The organism is Saccharopolyspora pogona, from assembly GCF_014697215.1.
Taxonomy (GTDB): Bacteria; Actinomycetota; Actinomycetes; order Mycobacteriales; family Pseudonocardiaceae; genus Saccharopolyspora; species Saccharopolyspora hattusasensis.
Genome location: NZ_CP031142.1, coordinates 9,348,088 through 9,368,042 on the forward strand (window position 1 = coordinate 9,348,088; position 19,955 = coordinate 9,368,042).

A 19,955-nucleotide genomic window follows, 5' to 3' on the forward strand; every position below is an offset into this window, starting at 1 on the left:
TATTTATCAGGTTAGTTCGGTACAGCGGACGTTCGCGGATGCCGGTCGGGAGTTGCGGCAGTTGGCCGACGCACAAGGTCAAGGTGCCCGCGTGGCCCGTTTGTACGCTGCCGCGGAGAAGGTTTTGGGGCCCCTTAAGGAGTCACGGCCCTTCTGGGATGTGATGGCACACGAGTTGATGCCGCGGGACGATCAGCAGTTGCAGCAGTTGATGACGAACCCGCGGGCTGATCAGCAGGTGCAGGAGTTGCGGTGGGAACTGGTCTGTTACCTGGCTGGTGACCTGAGTGGCGGTGCGGACTCGAGTGCTGCCGACAACTTGCTTTCCGCCACGGTGACCCCGGAGCCTGGAAACAAGATTTTTGAAGCAGCGCAGGTGTATCGGCGGCGCGCGGGGGTTGGCAAGGCGCTTAGTGGTTTGCCGGACGATGCTGCTGTCAACCAGGTGCTGCGAAACGAGGCCCTTAAGGAGGCGCTTCGCACGGATTACAACGCCTCCGATTTGGGGGCTCGGTTCAACAGATCTATTGATTGGGGTCGCAAAGTTCTTGAGGATGTCAGGGGCCAGCTGAGCTCCGATTTGGAGGCTGCGGTGGGGTCTCTGCGGCAGATTTTGGCGGAGGCGGAGGCAAGCACTGACCTGCGGAACACATATGAAGCCGAGATCGCGAAGTGGTCGGATCTAAAAGGGGTGAAGGTCAGAACGATCCGTCGTCGGGCAGCGGAAGCTGCCGCTGCTGTTCAGGGGTTGCGGGAGCAGCGCCGGAGTAACGCGATACGGGAATTGCGGGGGATTTTCGAGACGGCATACGGCGGGTTCGCGCTGCTGCAAGTTCTGCACGGTCGAGATGATGTGGTCCGCGAGTTCGATCTGCACTTCGGGGGAATGCAGGATGATCGAGTGCGGGATGCGGTCGCGCATCGGCTGCTGACGAATGGAGGTCGGATAGGGGATGCTCAGGCGTTTCTGCAGCGTCTGCATCGTCTGAGGCTCGCGGCGATGGTCGTGAGTGCGGGCGCGGGGCCGGAGCCGGGTAGGGGCATGCTGTCGCGGTCCGCTGACGATCCGGGGTCGGAGACTGTGGAGGGCACGCGGTCGGAGTCCGCTGAGGATGGGGCGGGTGATGCGGAGACCGATGATACCGAGAGTGTTTTCGATGAGGGGGAACTGGAGCGGTTGCGGGAGCGGCTTGGTCGCTTGGGGGGAGACGCGGAGTCGTCGGAGGGCACAAGGCCCGCTGCGGGGGTGCAGCAGTCGCAGGGTTCGGCTGGTGCGAGTGACGAGGGTGGGTCGTCACGGCGGGGCGTCGACCGGTACGCGCAGTCCGGTGACGTGGCGGTTGGTGGTGGGTCGGGATCTGTGTCGGGGTCTGGCGGTTCGGGGGCCGAGGGTTCGGGGGGTGGGGTGCGAGATGGTGGGGTGGGGTCGGCGCCTGGGTCGGAGATCTCGGCGGAGGGGGAGTCCGATTCGGAGGGAGTGGGTTCGGCGGGCTTTGGTGCGGTGGCTGAGCCGAGCGATCATGCGGAGGATGTCGGGGAAAGTCGCGAGGATGATGCGACGGGTTCGATGGATGCGGACCGTGCGGATGGTGCGACGAGTTCGACTGATGCGGACCGTGCGGATGGTGCGGATGGTGCGACTGATGCGGACCGTGCGGATGGTGCGACGAGTTCGATGGATGTGGATCGTGCGGATGGTGCGTCGGGTTCGATGGATGTGGATCGTGCGGAACAGGCGCAGCGTGTGGTGGAGTTATACGTGGGTATGGCGGGTGGTCGGGCTGCGTTGGCGGATGCGATCGGGTTGCATCATCAGGAGCGGGGTTTCGGTTGGTTCGGTTCGCGGTGGGTGCGTGGTTATGGGCAGCGTTTGGTCAATATTGCCCGGCTGATGTTGGACCTGCGTGATAGTGCCGTGTTTGAAGGTGCGCCTTCTGTCTTGGACTTGCGTCATGTTCGTCGTTTGTTCGACGCGGTTCGACGTCGTTATCCGGGTGTGGGCGAGAGCGTGACGATCGATCATGTGCGGCGGATGGTGCGGGACTTCAACCCGGTTGATGAGCGTCCGGTGTCGGATGCGGACGTGCGGATGCTGGTGACGCTCACCCAATCCGCGAAGGATCTGTGGGGTGAGGTCAGCTTTGAAACCTTGCGGCGTGTTTGGCACGCGCAGACGGCCCCTGTGGAGCTGCCCGGCCGTGTGGCGGTGAGTGCTCTGGAGTCCATTGCCAGCCGGCTGACGGCCGATCGTGCGCGGCTGATGGCGAACCCGGAGGGCTTGCTGGCTCGCGTCGCTGTCTTCCTGGAAAACGTCCTGGAGGAGATGAGGACGCCTTGGCGGCCGGCCGACCGTTCTCGTGTGATCTCGTTGGGTGATCTCCAGGTTAGCGGTGAATGGCTGGTCCAGGAGACGAGCGCCGATGTGAGCGATCCTGCTGTAGCCGTGTTGGTGGCGTTGGCGCAGGAGCACGGTGGCGGACGCGCTGTGGCCCAAGCGGTTGGCGTGGATTCGCGGTATGGGACATGGGATCGGCAGAACCTGCGCGACACTGTGGATCGGGTGTGGGGGCGGTTGACCAACGTTGCGCGGTTGGCGGTGGCCAGGGATGGCCACCGGCCGACTCTGGATCAGTTGCGGCAGGCCGCTGACATAGATCAGCTCAGGCCGCGCGTGCAGGGGTTGCGGGTGCAGGGTGCGGACGACCGGCTCGGTCCGATGCCTGCTGATCTGGACGAAGCGGGGCTGGCCGGGTATCTGCGGTCGGTGGTTCAGTTGTGGGCGGATCGTCCCGGCCTGAGGGATCGGTTCGGGGGCGCTGCCGTGCGTGCGGTGACTGAGGACGATGTGCGTCATCTGGCCGACCTGATGATGTCGCAGGCACGTGCGCCAGAGGTGTCGCTGGAAGCGAGACTGGCCCGGCAGTTGGGTGCCGAAGTGATCGCACCCGATTCTGGACTGGTGTCGTGGGAGAGGCTGGCGCGGGCTTGGAATACGGAGCGTCGGGCGGTGGCTGCGCGTGGCGAGGGCGTGTTGGCTGCGTTGCGCAGTGTTGTGGCGGGGATGACGGAGGATTTCGCGTCGTTGCCGAGTTGGTATCGGCTGGATCTTCGGGGACTGGCCGATCAGATGGCGTGGGTTGCCGGTGCGCGGGTCGTGGCGTGGCGGCCGGCGGATGTGCTGGTGGTGGATCGGCTGGAGCAACTCCATACCCGTGCTGTGGGGCTGGCCGGGGAGGTTCGGGCGGCGCGTGAGGCGGCGGATACGGCGCCTGTGGATCCGTTGATACTGGCTGATGAGTTGGTCCGGCGGTTCGGCCGCGGAGTGCTTGGTGTGGGTGGGCATGGTGAGCTGGGGGCCGTTGATCGGCGTCGGATCGTTCGTTTCGGTGCGTTGGCGTCGGTGCTCGCCGATGTCCGGAGCGCCGCGGATCTGGACGTGGCGGATGTGCGGCACGCCCGGCAGGTTGCCCGTGTGTTGAGCGAAGCGATTCCTGGCCGGAGTGCGACGGGGGTGGTCCTGGAAGACCTGCGGAGTGTTGTTCGTGATTTCCTCGGCCTGTCCGCTGGCACTGTGGTGTCGCATGAGGACGTGCGTAGCCTCGCGTCCCAGCTCGTGGCTGTTGCATCGGAACCGGTGGTGTTGGGGGAGGTGGGTGCGCGGTGGGTGTCGGACCGGATCAATGCGGTGCTGTCCGGGCTGTGGGGTGTGCATGATCGGATTGCGGCGGGTTTGGCGGGCTTGCCGGTCGGCTCTCGGCCGGGTTTGCGGGCGGCGATGGCGGAGGCCGCGCTTTACCGGGGACCGGCGGATGTGCGCTGGGCTGTGGAGGACGGGCGCCAGGTGCTGGATCTGGAGGAGCTGCGGTCGGGCCTGGAATCCCTGGCGTTTGATGTGTCGTTGGGGGAGCCGGACGCGAATGGTCCAGTAGGGACGGTGGTCGGGGGCGTCGAGTCGCCGGAGTTGCTCAGCGAGGCGTCCAGGGTTGCGGTGGACCGCACCGATGACAGTGGTTCAGGGGGGAGCTCGGCGTGGGGTGCGGCACCGGGTCTGCATGGTGTTGTCGGTGCTTTCCAGAGCGTGCTGCGGCAGGAGCCCCGTGCGATTCGGGCCGGTTTGTTCGTGCGGTCCGGGCTTTCCGACGATGGTCTTCTTCGTGACGCTGCCCGGCGGATATCGTCTCGAGGCGACCGGTTTGTGGTGGTGGCGCGTGGTGATGGACTTGGTGGGGTGCTGGTGGATGGGCGGTCGGTGGATGCGCGCACTCTGGCCGATGTGATCCGCCGGTCACCCCACTGGGATCCCGACGCTGGGGCGTCGGTGTGGTTGTTCGCGTGTGCGGTGTCGCCGGCGTTCGTGAAAGAGTTGAAGGAGCTCTTGAATTCGCGGGTGTTGCATGGTGTGGACGGGTTGACGTGGATTGGGCCGGGCACTGGTGATTTCGTCGCGATGGTGACCATGGCGGTGACCGCGGATGGTGCGTTGCGGCCGCTTCAACCGCCGACCGGCCGGTGGGTGGAGCACCAGCCGGGGGTCGATGAACCGGTGGAGCACGGGCCGTACGCGATTCCGCTCGATGCGGAAACACCGCCTAGTTTGGGGTTGCCGCACCCGGTGCACCTGCGCGCGCCGGTGGGTGAACGGGCTGCCGTGCCGTATGAGCAGGGGGGTGAGGACCTGGAGGAGCAGGTGGATCCGTTTGAGGATCTGATGCAGGGATTCCGGCGGGAAGTGCATCGACTCCGTGCGGCGCCGCTGCCTTTGCCTGGTGGTGAGGAGTTGGTGGCGGGGCTTGCTCGGCCGTTCGCGCGGGAGGGTGGGGATGGTTGGGAGGGGCTGGCGCGGGAGGTCGGGCTGGATGTTGGGGCGGATGATTTCCGGGGCGCTTTGAGGTCTCTGGCGGAATTGGCGCGGGAGGTCGGTTCCGCTGAGGACGAGTCGGCCGCGGTGAATGTGCCGGGGATGCAACGGCTGCGGGTGTTGATCGACCTCGGCTTCGAAGACGACAGGCAGGGCGCCGCTTTCTACGCCCGGACGCTGGAAGACTTGTGGGGGCTGGTGGCTGATCTGACGGAGCCGGTGTTCACCCGTGTGACGGGTCAGTACGAGAATCCGCAGCCGGAGGATCTGCCAGACGACGAGGTTCGTCACTGGATCGAGCGGATGGACGTGGTGCGCGATCTTGGTGATGTTCGCGCGGGTGTGGTTCGGATCGGCGCGGATCTGGTGGATGGCAGGTGGCTGTTGCCGATTATACGGCTGGCAGAGCAGTTGTACGAGGAGACGCCGGATATTGAGATGCTGCGCGGCCTGGCGTGGTTGGCCGGTCAGCTTGATCCCGTGTCGTCGAATATTTCGTGGGTGTCCCTTGCCGGCATGGTTGCGGGCTTCGAAGGCCGAGCCGGTAGGCATGCCTCTCCTTCCGAAGTGCGTGACTTGGTGGGGTTGGCGGGGAGGGCGCGAGAGGTCTTTGGTCGGCTGGGTTCCGTTCAAGCCGATGTCGATGCCGATGCTGATGCGGGTCAGCGGGTCAGCCCGGTGCAGGCGTTGGAGGCGATGTGGAACGCCGATCAGCCTTGGCGGCGAATGGGGGACAGGCTGGCCGAGCTCGAGGTGACCGCGCGTGCCAAACACGACGAACAGATGACGGAGTGGGCTCAGGGAGTGCTGGCTGGGTTCGAGGAAGCTCGGTCTGTGGTGGTCAGGGAACCGGCGGAGTCGCAGGCACGCCTGAATACTGTTGTGAATGCTGTTGTCCTGCCGTCGTTCGTGACGAGGATTGCTGAGCGGTTTGAGGGCGGTTGGAGCGGGCTTGCGGAGGGGGTAGGGCTAGGCGACGGGACCGAGCTGCCGGCTGATTACCGGCAGTCCCTGGAGAATTTGGCGGGGTTGTACTGGGAGATAGATCCGGATCTTTTCGAATTTGACAGGGTTTTGCTGTGGATGCGGCGGGTTCGGGTGTTGATCGATGTCGGCCTCGAGGACGGCGGGGAGGGTGCTGCCTTCTACAAGCGGACAGTTGATGATCTCCGGAGCCTGGTGGCCGATGCGTCCGGGCCGGTGTTCAACCTTCAGACCAGACAGCAGGAGCTTCGGCCGCCCGGGGCTGTGGAGGTCGACGAGATTCGTCACTGGCTCGAGCTGACGGACGTAGTGCACGACCTTGGCGGTTACCACAAGCTCGTCGGCAAGATCGGCGTAGATTTGGTGGGCGGCAGGCGGCTGTTCCCGGTCATACGGCTGGCAAAGGATTTGTACATCGAGACGCCGGATGTGGAAACGTTCCACAGCCTGGCGTGGTTGGCCAGCCAGCTTGATGCCGAGTCGTCGACCATTTCGTCGTTGTCATCCCTTGCCCGCATGGTTGCGGGCTTCGAAGGCCGATCCGCTTGGGACGTCGGCTTTTTGGAAGTGCGTGACCTGGTGTCGTTGGTGGGGAGGGCGCGAGAGGACCTTGGTCGGGTCGACGGCGATCCGAAGGGGGCGTTGGAGGCGATGTGGAACGCCGATCAGCCTTGGCGGCGAATGGGGAACAGGCTGGCCGAGCTCACGGCGCCCGGGCGTGACGAGCAGATGGTGGAGTGGGCTCGGGGGTTGCTGGGTGAGTTCGAGGACGCTCGGTCTGTGGTGGTCAGGGAGCCGGCGGAGTCGGAGGCACGCCTGAACGCCGTTGTCCTGACTCCATTCATGACAGAGATTGCTGAGCGGTTTGGGGTCGGCTGGAGCGAGGCTGCGGCGGAGATAGGGCTTGGGGACGGTACTGGTCTGCCGGCTGATGTCGAGCAGTCCCTGCTGAATCTGGCGGAGTTGTACTGGGAGGTAGATCCGGATCTGTCCGGATTTGACAACGCTCTGCCGTGGATGCGGCGGGTTCGGATGTTGATCGATGCCGGTTTCGATGACGGCAAGGTGGGTGCTGCCTTCTATAAGCGGACGGTTGGAGAGCTCCGGAGCCTGGCGGCCGAGCTGTTCGGCCCGGTGGTCAACCCTCAGACCGGACAGCAGGAGCTTCGGCCGCCCTGGGCTGTGGGGGTCAAGGATATTCGTCGCTGGCTCGAGCTGATGGGTCTTGTGGACAATTTTGGTGGTGTCGGCAGGGTTGTCGGTGAGATCGGCGCAGATTTGGTGGGTGGTAGGCGGCTGTTCCCGGTTATACGGCTGGCAGAGGAGTTGTATGGCAAGTGGCTGCGGATGGAGACGCTGCGCGGCCTGGCGTGGTTGGCCAACCAGCTTGATCCCGTGTCGTCGAACATTTCGCGGGCGTCCCTTGAAAGCATGGTTGCGGGCATCGAAGGCCGAGCCGATGGGTACACCTCTTCTTTGGAAGTACATCGCTTGGTGGAGTTGGCGGGGAGAGCGCGAGAATTACTTCGTCGGGTCGACGGCGATCCGAAGAAGGCGTTGGAGGCGATTTGGAAGGACGACAGGCGTTGGGAATGGACGGAGGACAGGCTGACCGAGATCGTGGATACTGCTCCTGACGAACAGACGGCGGAGTGGGCCACGGAATTGCTGTTCAATCTCGACGTCGCTCGGTCTGTGGTGGTCAGGGAGCCGGCGGAGTCGCAGGCACGCCTGAACGCCGTTGTCCTGACTCCGTTTGTGACAAAGATTGCTGAGCAGTCTGAGGGCGGCCGGAGCGGGCTTGCGGCGGAGATAGGGCTTGGGGACGGGACTGATGTGCCGGCTGATGTCGAGCAGTCACTGCTGAATTTGGCGGAGTTGTACTGGGAGATATTTCCGGATCTGTCCGGATTTGACAACGCTCTGCCGGGGATGCGGCGAGTTCGGATGTTGATCGATGCCGGTTTCGATGACGGCAGGGAGGGTGCCGCCTGCTACGCCCGGACGATTGATGATCTTCGGAGGCTGGTGGCCGATCTGCCGCGGGTCAATCCTCAGACCGGACAGGACGAGCCTCAGTCGCCCGGGTCTGTGGGGGTCAAGGAGATTCGTCGCTGGCTCGAGCGAATGGACGTGGTGCACAACCTTGGTGGCTACCACGCGCTGGTCAGTGTGATCGGCGGGGGCTTGGTGGGCGGCAGGCGGCTGTTCCCGGTGGTACAGCGGGCAGAGCAGTTGTACGGCAGGTGGCCGGAGATGGAAACGCTGCACGACGTGGCGCGGGAGCTGCGGGTTGCGGAGGCGCGGGAGTTGCTGCAGCAGCACAGGGCTCGGCAGGCGGAGTTGGCGACGTCGCTGGAGCAGGCCGAATCTCGGCAGGCGGAATTGGCGGCGTTGCCGACGCGGAATGCCGGTGAGGGTCTGGAGTTGGATTCGTTGCGGGGGCGTATTGGGGCTGTGCGGTCGGAGATCGGGGAGTTGGCGGGGCGTATCGAGGCCGAGCGGGGGGCGTTGGAGGGGTTGGTGAGTGACGCGCGGCAGGAGAGGGGGCAGGACGACGCAGTCCCGCGTGGGCGGGAGAGAACGGCTGAGGAGCTGACGGGGGGTGCGGAATTGTCTGGTGCGGGGGCGTCTTCGTCTGCTGGCGCGGATTTGCGGGGGGCTGGGTCGGCTGGGGTTTCGGGCGCTGGTGTGGAGGGGCTGGACGTGGCGGGTGGGTCGGTGCCGGGGGTGGAGGTGATTCGGGCGGGGATTGTCGCGTCGGATGTGGGTGAGGATGTTCGTGCCGCTGTGCGGGAGTTGCCGTTGCGGGATGGCCGGTTTGTGGTGGTGGTGCGTGGTGATGGTGAGGGTGGCGTGGTGGTGGATGGGCGGTCGGTGGATGCGCGCACGTTGGCCGGGGTGATTCGGCGGTCGTCGAACTGGGATCCGGATGCTGTGGTGTGGCTGTATGCGTGTGGGGTCTCTGAAGGATTCGCGCGGGCGTTGGATGAGGAGTTGGGGTCTGGGGTTCGCTGGACGCGGGACATGGTGTGGTTCGGTCCGGGTACCGGTGGGTTCGCTTCGATGGTTGCCGGCGCGTATGTGGGTGATGGTGGTCGGTTGCTTCCGGTTTTGCCGCCCAACGGCAGGTGGGAGTCGACTCGGCCGGACGTGGGTGGGCAACCGGAGGTGGGCCCCTATGACCTTCGCTTGCCGGAAGACCAGAGCGGGCTGCGTCCGGACTGGGTGCACCTGCGCGCCCCGGTGGGTGAACGGTCGTATGGGCAGAGGTTTGACGATCTGATCGAGGAATCTGAGGAGAACGTGGATCCGCTTGAGGATCTGATGTTCGAATTCTGGGAGGAGGCGGATCGACTCCGTGCGGCGCCGCTGCGTTTTCCCGGTGGTGAGGAGTTGGTGGCGGGGCTTGCTCGGCCGTTCGCGCGGGAGGGTGGGGATGGTTGGGAGGGGCTGGCGGGGGAGGTCGGGCTGGATGTTGGGGCGGATGATTTCCGGGGGGCTTTGAGGTCTCTGGCGGAGTTGGCGTGGGATGTTGGTTTCGATGGGGGCGAGTCGGCCGCGGTGGATGTGCCGGGGATGCAACGGCTGCGGGCGTTGATCGACCTCGGCTTCGAAGACGGCAGGCAGGGTGCTGCTTTCTATGACCGGACGCTGGAAGACTTGCGGGAGCTGGTGGCTGATCTGACGGATCCGTTGTTCAACCATGTGACGGGTCAGCATGAGACTCCGCAGCCGGAGGATGTGTCCGACGCCGAGGTTCGTCGCTGGATCGAGCGGATGAGCGTGGTGCTCCATCTTGGTGGTGTCGGTGGGGTCGGCGCGGATCTGGTGGGCGGCAGGCGGCTGTTCCCGGTGATACGGCTGGCGGAGCAGTTGTATGGCGCGACACCGGACAAGACAACGTTCGACGGCCTGGCGTGGTTGGCCGGTCAGCTTGATCCCGTGTCGTCGAATATTTCGTGGGTCACCCTTACCGACATGATGGCGGGTTTCGACGGCCGAGCCGGTAGGCATGCGTCTCATTCGGAAATGCGTGATTTGGTGGGGTTGGCGGGGAGGGCGCGAAAGGTCCTTGGTCGGCTGGATTCCGTTCAAGCCCATGCCGATGCCTATGTTGATGTGGATGTTGATGGGGGGCAGCGGGTCAGTCCGGTGCAGGCGTTGGAGGCGATGTGGAACGCCGATAAGCCTTGGCGGCTAATGGGAGACAGGCTGGCCGCGCTCACGGCGCCCGGGCGTGACGAGCAGATGGTGGAGTGGGCTCGCGGGTTGCTGGGTGAGTTCGAGGACGCTCGGTCTGTGGTGGTCAGGGAACCGGCGGAGTCGCAGGCGCGCCTGAATGCTGTTGTGAATGCTGTTGTGCTGCCTTCGTTCATGGCAAGGATTGCTGAGCGGTTTGGGGGCGGCTGGAGAGAGGTTGCGGCGGAGGTAGGGCTGGGGGACGGAACCGTGCTGCCGGCTGATTACCGGCAGTCCCTGACGGATTTGGCGGGCTTGTACTGGGAGGTAGATCCGGATCTTTCCGGATTTGACGAGGCTTTGCTGTGGATGCGGCGGGTCCGGGGGTTGATCGATGCCGGTTTCGATGACGGCAAGGTGGGTGCTGCGTTCTATAAGCGGGCGATGGGTGATCTGCAGAGCCTGGCGGCCGAACTGTTCGGCCCGGTGTTCAACCCGCGGACCGGACGGCAGGAGGTTCAGCGGCCCTGGGAGGTGGGGGTCAAGGAGATTCGTCGCTGGCTCGAGCTGATGGATCTTGTGGACGGTTTTGGTGGTGTCGGCAGGGTTGTCGGTGCGGTCGGCGCGGATTTGGTGGGTGGTAGGCGGCTGTTCCCGGTCATAGAGCTGGCAGAGGAGTTGTACGGCAAGCGGCCGGGGGTGGAGATGCTGCGCGGTCTGGCGTGGTTGGCAAACCAGCTTGATCCCGTGTCGTCGAACATTTCGCGCGCGTCCCTTGCCCGCATGGCGGCGGATTTCGAAGGCCGAGCCGATGGGTACGCCTCTTCTTTGGAAGTGCATCGCTTGGTGGAGTTGGCGGGGAGAGCGCGAGAGGTCCTTGGTCGGAAGGGGACTTTGGAGGCGATTTGGAAGGCTGACAGGCGTTGGGAAAGGACGGCGAACCGGCTGGCCGAGCTCGAGACAACTTTGTTCGACGAGGGTGACGACCAGACGGCGGAGTGGGCCACGGGATTGCTGTACGAGCTCGAGGACGAATGGTCTCTGGTGGTCGGGGAGCCGGCAGAGTCGCAGGCGCGCCTGAACGCCGTTGTCCTGACTCCATTCATGACAAAGATTGCTGAGGGCTTTGATGGCGGCTGGAGCGGGCTTGCGGCGGAGGTAGGGGTCGGAGACGGAGCTGGTTTGCCGGATGATGCCCGGCAGTCCTTGGTGAATTTGGCGGGGTTGTACTGGGAGATAGCCCCGGCGCTGCCCGGATTTGACGAGGCTCCGCTGTGGATGCGGCGGATCCGGGTGTTGATCGACGCCGGCTTCGATGACAGCCGCGGCAGTGCCGCCTTCTACGCCCTGGGGCTTGACGATCTGCGGAGCCTGGTGGCCGATCTGTCCGGGCCGGTGTTCAACCCTCAGACCGTACAGGACGAGCCCCGGTCGCCCGGGACTGTGGAGATCGACGAGATTCGTCGCTGGCTCGAGCGAATGGACGTGGTGCACAACGTTGGTGGCTACCGCGCGCTCGTTAATCGGATCGGCGAGGATTTGGTGGGCCGAAGGCGGCTGTTCCCAGTCATACGGCTGGCAAAGCAGTTGTATCGCGGGATGGCGGACATGGAGACGCTGCATGCCCTGGCGTGGTTGGCCAACCAGCTTTATCCCGAGTCGTCGAACATTTCGTTTAGGTCCCTAGCCCACATGGTGGCGGGCTTCGAAGGCAAATCCGGTGGGCAGGCCTCCGCTGTGGACTTGTTTGACCTGGTGGATTTGGCGGTGATGGTGCGGAAGCTCCTTGCGGACGACGCCTATCCGGCGCAGGCGTTGGCGGCGATGTGGGCGAGCGGCCCGGTGCAGGCTTTGGAGGCGATGTGGAACGCCGACAGGTATTGGTGGCGAATGAAGGACAGGCTGACTGCGATCGAGGACACCGCGGACGAACAGACGGCGGAGTGGGCCGATCGCGTGCTGTTTTCGTTCGAAGGCACCCGGTATTGGGTGGTCAGGGAGACGGCGGAGTCGCCAGCGCGACTGAACGACGTGGTCCTTCCTTCGTTGGTGACGAGGATTGCTGTGCGGTTCAACCCGGATGGCAGCGAGGGTTGGGAGGGGCTGGCGCGGGAGGTCGGGCTTGGAGACGGGACTGGTCTGCCGGCTGATGCCCGGCAGTCTCTGACGGATTTGGCGGGGTTGTACTGGGAGGTAGATCCGGATCTTGGCAGGTTTGGCGAGGCTTCGCTGTGGATGCGGCGGATTCGGACGTTGATCGATGCCGGTTTCGGGGACCGCCGCGGACGTGCTGACTTTTATGCCCGGCCGGTTGACCATCTTCGGAGCCTGGTCGCCGAGCTGCCGGGGCCGGTGTCCAACTCTTCGGCCGGACCGCCGGAACCCCGGTCGCCCGGGACTGTGGAGATCGACGAGATTCGTCGCTGGCTCGAGCTGATGGACGTGGTGCACGGCCTTGGCCAGCGGCCCAGGATGGAGACGCTGCACGACCTGGCGCGGTTGGCGCACGAACTCGATCCCGACTCGTCGCACGTCGACTTGGATAGTCTTTCCGACTCCGTCAGGAATTCCCTTGAACGCGACCACGGTATCCGCTTCGACGAAGCGGACATGCGTCACTTGGTGTCGTTGGCGGGCGCGACTAGCCGGCTTGACGGGCGGCTGGATTCCGTCTCGCCGGGGGGTGTGCATCGCACGCCGGTGAGGTTCGAGATCCTGGGGTCGACGGAAAGCGTCGAGTACACGGCGTGGACGCGGTCGCCGTCCCACGCGGCTTCGGATGCTGCGGAGGGTGGTAAGACGCTGGTGGTGCTGGGGCATGGCGATGTGGTTGTGTCCCTTGATGTAATCGCCCAGATGCAGGGGCGTAGTAGTGCGGATGTGTTGGCGCGGGTCCATCTTCCTGGTCGGGGGCCGAGGTGGGTGGTGTGCCGTGTGGATGCCAGTGGGCGGCGTCGGCCGCGGTTGGTGAACGAACCGATGGCGGAGTTGGCTGGTGTGCCGTGGGTGGAGCCGTTGCTGTTTTTTGCGCCTGGTGACAGTGAGCAGGCTGCGCGCGTGGCGGGGTTGGTGCGGGGGTTGGCGCGGGGGTTGCGGGGTGTGCAGGTGGTGGGTGTGCATGTGACGGAGGATGGGAGTGCGGAGTTGCTGGATGGCCGGAGGGTCACGCCTGAGGACTTCGCCGAGGAGATGTGGAAGAACGAGCATTTTGTGCCTGGTTTCCCGTTGGCGTTTGTGGGTTGTGGTGCGTTCCGGCAGCCGGAGGGTGGGGCTTCGTTCGCCGACCGGGTTGCGGGGGCGTTGGGTACGACGGCGGACTGGGGGACTGATGGTGATGTGTGGCTGACCGAGGATGGTTCGTTTCACGCTACGAAAACGGTGGTGATGCCCGACGGTCGTATGCTGCCGACGTTCGTTGGTGGTAAGGGGACCGGTCATTGGTACCGCCGTGATTCGGGTGAGGGCTTGGTCGAGCACGGTTCGGAGTTGCGGGCGGCGTTCAACGGCTGGGCCGAGCCGCGTTATGCGCAGGGGGCACACCCCGCCCCGTTGATCAGGTGGGCAGGCACGCCAGGACCAAACCGAACGGGGCTTGCCGGCGGGGCCGGACCGGCACAGCCGTCCGATGTGGATTCCGTCCGGGGTGCCCTTCGGTGAGCTGATGCCGTTGAGGCCTCCGGTGGATGCGCGGACAGGGTCTGAGCTGCGTGGCGGCGAGGGGCCGCTGCCGGATGTGGTGGATGGCCGGAGTGTCGTGTTGAACGCGGAGGAACTGGCAGGGGTCTCCGTCTCCGAGGAGGTGCGCGCGGCGCTGGAGGCTTTCAGGGCGGCGACGGGAGTGGCTGCGCGGCCGAGGTTGGCCGATGTTGATGGTCACAATGTCATGGCGTACATGCGGATGTGGCTGGACTGGTTGGGCGTCGCGGACCATGCGCTGGTGGTGAGGAAGCGGGAGACGAAGTGGAGAGCCGACAGGGGGTGGTCGTCGGATCTCGAAGCACCGGTGTTGGTTGAGGAGGGCATCGACGCCTGGTATGTGATGGGCGAGTACGCGCCAGGGGCGAGGCCGGATGGCGCCAAGCGGCCGGAGGACTTGTGGGACCAGCTGACCCTGGGGGCGCCGGGTTTCTTATAGGCGGTGCCGCGGCATCTGGATCCGGACCGGGTTTTGCCGCCGCGTACCTGGCTGGAGAACAGCGGTGAGTCGGTGGAGTTCTTCGTGCATGTGGTGGATCCGCCTGGTGTCAGGGTGGAGTACGGGCCGGCGGATCAGAGGCTGTGGCGTCGTGGCCGAGAGGTCGAATGGGAGGGGTTGTTCGCGGCCTTGAACGATGAGGAGCCTGCGGAGTTGATGAATATGGTCAACCCGGCGGCGCGCGAGAGCCGGTATCTGGCTCAGGCGTTGGGGGTGGATGAGGCCACGGCGCGGGTGTGGCGGATGTGGTCGCACCTGCCCGAAGGGTGGCATGCCGAGGCGTTGCGCCGGGCGATCATCGGGTCGGTGGTCAGCACCTACGGCGGGCGGGAGGAGGTCAAGAGTCTGGTCAAAGACCTGGTGCCGGCGGTCCGCTGTACGAGGAGCGGTTGGGTGCTCTGGGTGAGTTCATGGTGCGCCTGGCCGATCGCCGCCGCCGGCTGGCGAGGTCGGGCGAGGAAGGGCTTGGCTCCAGCGCGGCTGAGTACCGCGCCGAGCTGCGGCTAGAGGTGGCCTTCTTCCGTGGCCTGGACGAGGTGGTGCGTGCCGGGAGCAAGCCCAACATCCGGGTGCAGGTGCGCGAGCCCGGCGGTCCGCCACCGCAGCGTGCCGGTGTGTCAGGCCGGCAGCCCAGCCGGCGGGAGCTGAACGTGCTGCATGAGTTGGCGCACGCCCTGGACGGTCGTGAGCTTGACTACCTCACGCGCTTCTTCGGTAATGACTTGGACGTCGCCACGGCGATCGGCGTTGATACGGGAGACGTGACCGAGTGGCGTCGCGGCCGTCCCGGTGATCGTGCGGTGGTGCGTGGGATCTTGCTGGACACGATTGTCACGGCGTTCGGCGGGCCGGAAGGGGCGGTCGCGCTGGCGGACCGATTGCGGGAGCTGGGCCTGGGTCCCCTGAAGCAGCTGGGCTTGGAGATGGCCTTGCAGGGGGAGTTGGACCCCCGGAGGGGCGTGCAGGTGGCCTCGCAAGGGCAGCCGGACAGGAAAACCGCGGAGAGGGTTCTCGGTTTGCTGCCCATGGAGGATCCGTTGCCGTGGAAACCGGGCGATCTGTTGGACTACGTCGCCGGGGATGCTGTTCCCGCCGAAGTCCCGGATGGGGAATTGGTGGGTCACCTCGGCACGGCCCGAGCGGCCTTGGTGGCCGGAGTTGACGAGTCCACGGCTCAGAAGTGGCTGGACGGTAGACAACAGCCCGCCCCGACCGATCTGCGGAATATGCGCGAGGCTGCCCGGCTCCCGAGCTCGGAGCTGGTGCGTCACCTCGGCCCGGGCCGAGCACTCGAGGTGACCGACACCGGCTCCGTCTTTTTTGGAGGCGAGTCGCATGTATGGAAGTGGCTGGCGGGCGTCGTCGAGCCCCTCGCGGAGCGAGCTGGGAAGCTGCGCCGGGCTGTTCTGCGGGCTATCGCGGATGGGTTCGTCCCGCCAGCGCCGTTCAGGCTGGCGTGGAACGAGAACTGGATACGGGAGGCTGAGCGCCGTCTCGCGTGGTCCGATGCCAAAAAGGGAGAAAAGTTCCCGTCCGACGCATCGGAACAGTGGAAGAAGGTGAACGACCCAGTCCCGCCTCTGCGGCCCGAATCGCGAAAGGTCATCGATGGACTCGGGAAGTCGCTGAAGGCTTCGGTCAACTACATCGTTGTTCAGGTACTGCTCGGCAATGAGGTCGCGAAGGCCATGGTGCGGGGCTCGGGCATCGTGATTCCTGACCCGGGTCCTGAGGCGGCCACGGAGTTGCTGGAACAAATCGCCGACAACCTCCGCGCCGCGAAAGGCATGCTGCACTCTGGTGTGTTGCGGCGGGTTGTGGGAGGTGCGGCGAGTGAGCACTTCCAGGACGCCACGGGGGGTGTCGTCCCGCAGCTTCGGCTGACCGATGGCCCCGGTGCCGTGCGGGAGTTCATGGAGCAGAGGGCGGGGGACGACGTTCATTTCCTCGTGCTGAGAATACCGTCGGCGGCCTCGCAGGACGTCCCGCAGGCAACGTATGTGAACGGCAACGACGCGAGTGCGTTCTCGACCTCCGGTGACTTCTTTAAAGACGGGCAGGCGCACTATTTCCTGGACACCGTCCAGGGTGATGGCAGAAGAATCGACCCCGAGTCGACATTGTCGCCGGGCGTGCTAGCGGACGCCGGCGCCGACTTGGCTTGGTGGGCTCAGCATGGCCGACTGCGTGCCTCCGCGGGGGGCAGCGATGGCGGTGGTTCCGCAGCGCCCGCGTCGCGGGGGGAGGGTTCGCAGCCCACGGCCGCCGACATCGTGAAGCTTCTGGGCGGGCCGGCGCAGGTCGCATGGCTGGACGGCCAGTTGCCGCGAGTGGCGGAGTTGCTTGATTTGCCGGAGTCCGTGCGGCTGGACCGGCTCGGTAACCTGGCCGGGATTGCGGAGGTGGCCGAGTTGGCGGGCCGAATGGAACAGCATTTGAAGACGATGCCGCCGGGATTCGATCCGGACGGTACGCGTGCATTCAACGTCGAACGTGCGAAGCGCATGGTACGGCAGGGCGCCTGGACCTCAACGGATCTGCAGTGGGTCGCGGACAGGTTGCCTGGGATGCGGAAGGTCGAGGAGATCTGGCGCGACCTGGCGCAACGTTCGCCGGGCAAGGGTGCGTGAAGTGTAGGAGCAGGCGATAGCGCAGGGGCGTGTTCCACTCACCTAATTCGGCACGGGAAGTGCTGCGCGCCGAGCTACGCGGCAAGTCCAGCGATGCCCGGATCACTTACTGCGCGAAGCTGCGTGGGCGACCCACGCACGATATCGAACACCGCATGACCGCCCGAAATTTACGCTGCACGGACCGGCGCATAGCGGCGCTGCGAGTCGAAGCCGACGAGCTCGAACGTGAGATCACCGAACTTGTCACCTCCACGCACCCCGAGTTGCTGGCCCTGCCCGGTGTCGGCGCGATCAGCGCCGCCCAGGTCTTGATCAGCTGGTCCCATCCAGGCCGGTTCCGCTCGGAGGCAGCCTTCGCGTCCTTCTCCGGGGCCGCCCCGATCCCAGCGTCCTGCGGATTGGCCAATCGCCGCCTCCTCAACAGATCCGGCGACCGGCAGCTCAACCGAGCGATGCACACCATCGCTTTGACCCGCGCCCGCATCGATCCCGGCACCCGTACCTACCTGGCCCGCCGCACCTCCGAAGGGAAAACCATGCGCGACGAAGCCAAACGGTGCCTCAAACGGATATCGCGCGTCAGCTCTTCAGGCTCCTGGAACATCAACATGACCCTGCTGGCTTCTTCCGCGAGGGGCTGGGGCTGGTGTCACTGCGGGAGTGGTCCGGTTCTGCCTCGCCAACCGGTGTGCGGTGAACGGCCTGTTCACCTCGATAGACGACACGAACGGTCCGTTCGCTCCGTTCATCCGATGTGAGCCCGGGGCTGTTGGTGTGCGGTGAACGGCCTGTTCGCTTCGGTAGACGACACGAACGGTCCGTTCGCTTCACGCCCGCACCTTCCCAAACAGCCCCAACACCGCGCCGAATTAGCCAGCAGGATCCAACATGGCACCAAAACACGGCCCAGAACACTTGACGACACATAGCAGCGTCACAGAGGCACCCGCGATGGTCTGCTGGCGGTTTTCCGGGCAATGTTGGTGGGTCTTTCGGGCAGTGGCGAGGCGGTTGTTGATCTGTTCGGGTTAGGCTTTCGGGAATGTAGGTGTCGAGGAAATGCGCCTGTAGTCGCGAGCTTTGGGGCAGTGGCCGTCGGTTTTCGGGCGGCTGTGGCCGTTGTTCATGTTCGCGCCTCCTGTTGCGCTGTCGTGCTGGAAATATCGCCTCGGTCGGACAGCGGGATGGGCAGATGATCAGCTTGGGTCGGAGGAATGACCGGGTCATAGGGGGTTTCATTCCGCGACAGTTCCGTTGCCTGCGCAAACTTCTGGAAGGTTGTTTGTGCCGCGTGGAACGAGCTTTCGATGGTGCAGTGGATGATCCGGTCGTCACGAGGTTGTTCGTGGGCCTTTCCGGCGAGCGCTGCTGCGTATCCGGGCTCTGCCTGATGCGGACATCGGTCAAGACTGTCCTCGACGATCTGCCGTGCCGCGGTGGAGTCATCGTGATTCACGGCCACGGTATGGCCTAGATACGGACAATGCACAAAGGGCTCGACTCGTTCGTCGCGGGCATAGATGAGGTGCTGGGCGAGCAGGACGCCGAGACTATTGTTCGCCCGGCTTGTCCGGATGGGAGGTCGGTGAACGTGGCGGACGGTGTCACTGACCGACGGATTTCCGGGCGAGGAGAACAGGTTTTGTCTGTCCATGGAGAGGACGGCGCGGTACCGCACACGTCGTTGCCGACTACGCCCGAACAGTGGCGCGGCTATCTGAGTGAGTACGGCGAGTTGTATTTGCGTACGGCCGGGGAATGTGATCGTGATCGGTTCACGGGTGAACAGGTGGCGATGTGCTGGTTGGGTTTCGAGCCGGCTGCCGAGCAGGCCGTGTTGACGGCCGAGCGACGTCTGGGTGTCCGGTTCCCGCCAGGTTTTCGTGCTTTCCTGCTCGCGAGTGACGGGTGGAGTGGCGTCGGTGGCTGTATCGACGAACTGTTCCCGTGCGAGAACATTGCCTGGTTCCGTGACACCTTCGATGGCATGGGCTTTATCGATCTTTACGCCGAGAAGCAGGGCAGGGAGTCGTGTGACGAGTACGTGGCGGTGTTCCGGCATTCGCTGGTGATCGCGAGCGGTGAGGACCACTGGCTGCTTGCCCCCACTGCCGCCGGCCCGGATGACGAGTGGCCCGCCTACGGGTTCCGGCCCGAATGCGGGGAACTGAACGAGTTCTCAACGTTCGCAGAGCTGTTCCATGCCAGCCGGGAGACGTTGGGTGATGAGTGAGCCGTCCGATGCCGTTTGGTTGCCAAGCGGCGGTTTGCTGTCCTTGGTGGGGGTTGGCCGGTTCGGTGGTTTTGACGTTGTCCCAGACGGGTTCGGCCGGGTTGAGTGCGGGTGCGTATGCCGGAAGGAGTGTCACGACAGGCCAATTCCGTTGTGTGGCCGGTCAGGCTTTCATTGCTTTGGGCCGGTGGGTGGGCAGCCCGTCCCAGATCGGCGTGACCGGGTCTCCGTCGAGGTGGTCGTGCCGGTCGGTGGGGGACTTGATCGGCGAGTCGGTGTTGTGGCTGTCGTGTTTGGGCTGAAACACCAACGTGGCCTGGCTGCGGCCGGGCCGGTAGGCCAGTGCAGCCGACATCGCGATGCGAGTCGAGGAGAATCGGTGCCGCAGCACCGGGGTCTGGCCACGCGGCGCCCAGGTAGCGGTTACCGCTGGGTGCAACCAATATCCGCTTCCGGCCTGGAGGAAAGTCCAGGCTCCCCGCCTCCGGGGCCCGTTTTTCTCCGCGGCTGCTCGACCTTGGCCTCGGTCAGTTGCTCATCGGAAATCCTGGGCATCCGCCCTGCGCGAACAGCACCCTCCGGCGCCTCGCGGCCACCGGCCGACCACGCCTGGTGCCGCTTCGGTGCGGTCTGCTGCGAGACGCCCAACGCCAAGGCCGCATCGACCTGCCGTTCACCGCGATCGGACATCTCCACAGCCCGCAGCCGGCGTTCCCGCAAAGCCTGGAAATCCCGTCTAGCGGCTCCAGTTCTGCTCTCACGAGCCTGCTTGCTCGTCGACGGTGAGAACTTCGGCACCCCGCGATCATCCAGCCCACAGCACAAACCATGCGCAACGACACGCCCTATAACCGGAAGATCATTAATTGT

8 protein-coding genes are annotated in these 19,955 nt (G+C 65.0%); 6 read left to right on the forward strand and 2 right to left on the reverse strand.

Annotation, left to right across the window (positions count from 1 at the left end):
- Positions 1-91: 91 nt before the first annotated feature.
- From DL519_RS43910 to DL519_RS43930, 5 genes are read left to right on the forward strand one after another with little or no spacing between them, the layout of a single operon-like run.
- Complete coding sequence (locus DL519_RS43910) at positions 92-13,681, forward strand: hypothetical protein (RefSeq protein WP_190823633.1); 13,590 nt, start codon at positions 92-94, stop codon at positions 13,679-13,681.
- A gap of 22 nt (positions 13,682-13,703) precedes the next feature.
- Positions 13,704-14,159, forward strand: coding sequence for a hypothetical protein (locus DL519_RS43915; RefSeq protein ID WP_190823634.1), 456 nt, complete (start codon positions 13,704-13,706; stop codon positions 14,157-14,159).
- A 3-nt stretch (positions 14,160-14,162) separates the two neighbouring features.
- Positions 14,163-14,726 carry a hypothetical protein gene (locus DL519_RS43920; protein ID WP_190823635.1) on the forward strand — a complete coding sequence of 188 codons (564 nt, stop codon included), beginning with the start codon at positions 14,163-14,165 and terminating at the stop codon, positions 14,724-14,726.
- On the forward strand, positions 14,609-16,849 hold the full coding sequence (locus tag DL519_RS48135; RefSeq protein WP_223840167.1) for a hypothetical protein: 2,241 nt from the start codon (positions 14,609-14,611) through the stop codon (positions 16,847-16,849). The genes DL519_RS43920 and DL519_RS48135 overlap by 118 nt, the downstream gene beginning before the upstream one ends.
- Positions 16,850-16,908: 59 nt before the next feature.
- On the forward strand, positions 16,909-17,610 hold the full coding sequence (locus DL519_RS43930; protein WP_190823636.1) for a transposase: 702 nt from the start codon (positions 16,909-16,911) through the stop codon (positions 17,608-17,610).
- Positions 17,611-17,975: 365 nt separating this feature from the next.
- Here the strand turns inward: DL519_RS43930 and DL519_RS43935 are convergent, their stop codons facing one another.
- Positions 17,976-18,308 (reverse strand): hypothetical protein, encoded by a 333-nt coding sequence (locus tag DL519_RS43935; protein WP_190823637.1) that lies wholly within the window; start codon positions 18,306-18,308, stop codon positions 17,976-17,978.
- A gap of 69 nt (positions 18,309-18,377) precedes the next feature.
- On the opposite strand from DL519_RS43935, the gene DL519_RS43940 reads away from it, so the two are divergent.
- On the forward strand, positions 18,378-19,085 hold the full coding sequence (locus tag DL519_RS43940; RefSeq protein WP_223840168.1) for an SMI1/KNR4 family protein: 708 nt from the start codon (positions 18,378-18,380) through the stop codon (positions 19,083-19,085).
- A 163-nt stretch (positions 19,086-19,248) separates the two neighbouring features.
- Here DL519_RS43940 and DL519_RS43945 read toward each other — a convergent pair whose 3' ends face one another.
- A complete protein-coding gene (locus DL519_RS43945; RefSeq protein WP_190823638.1) occupies positions 19,249-19,524 on the reverse strand; it encodes a hypothetical protein in 276 nt (91 codons plus the stop codon).
- Positions 19,525-19,955: the final 431 nt, after the last annotated feature.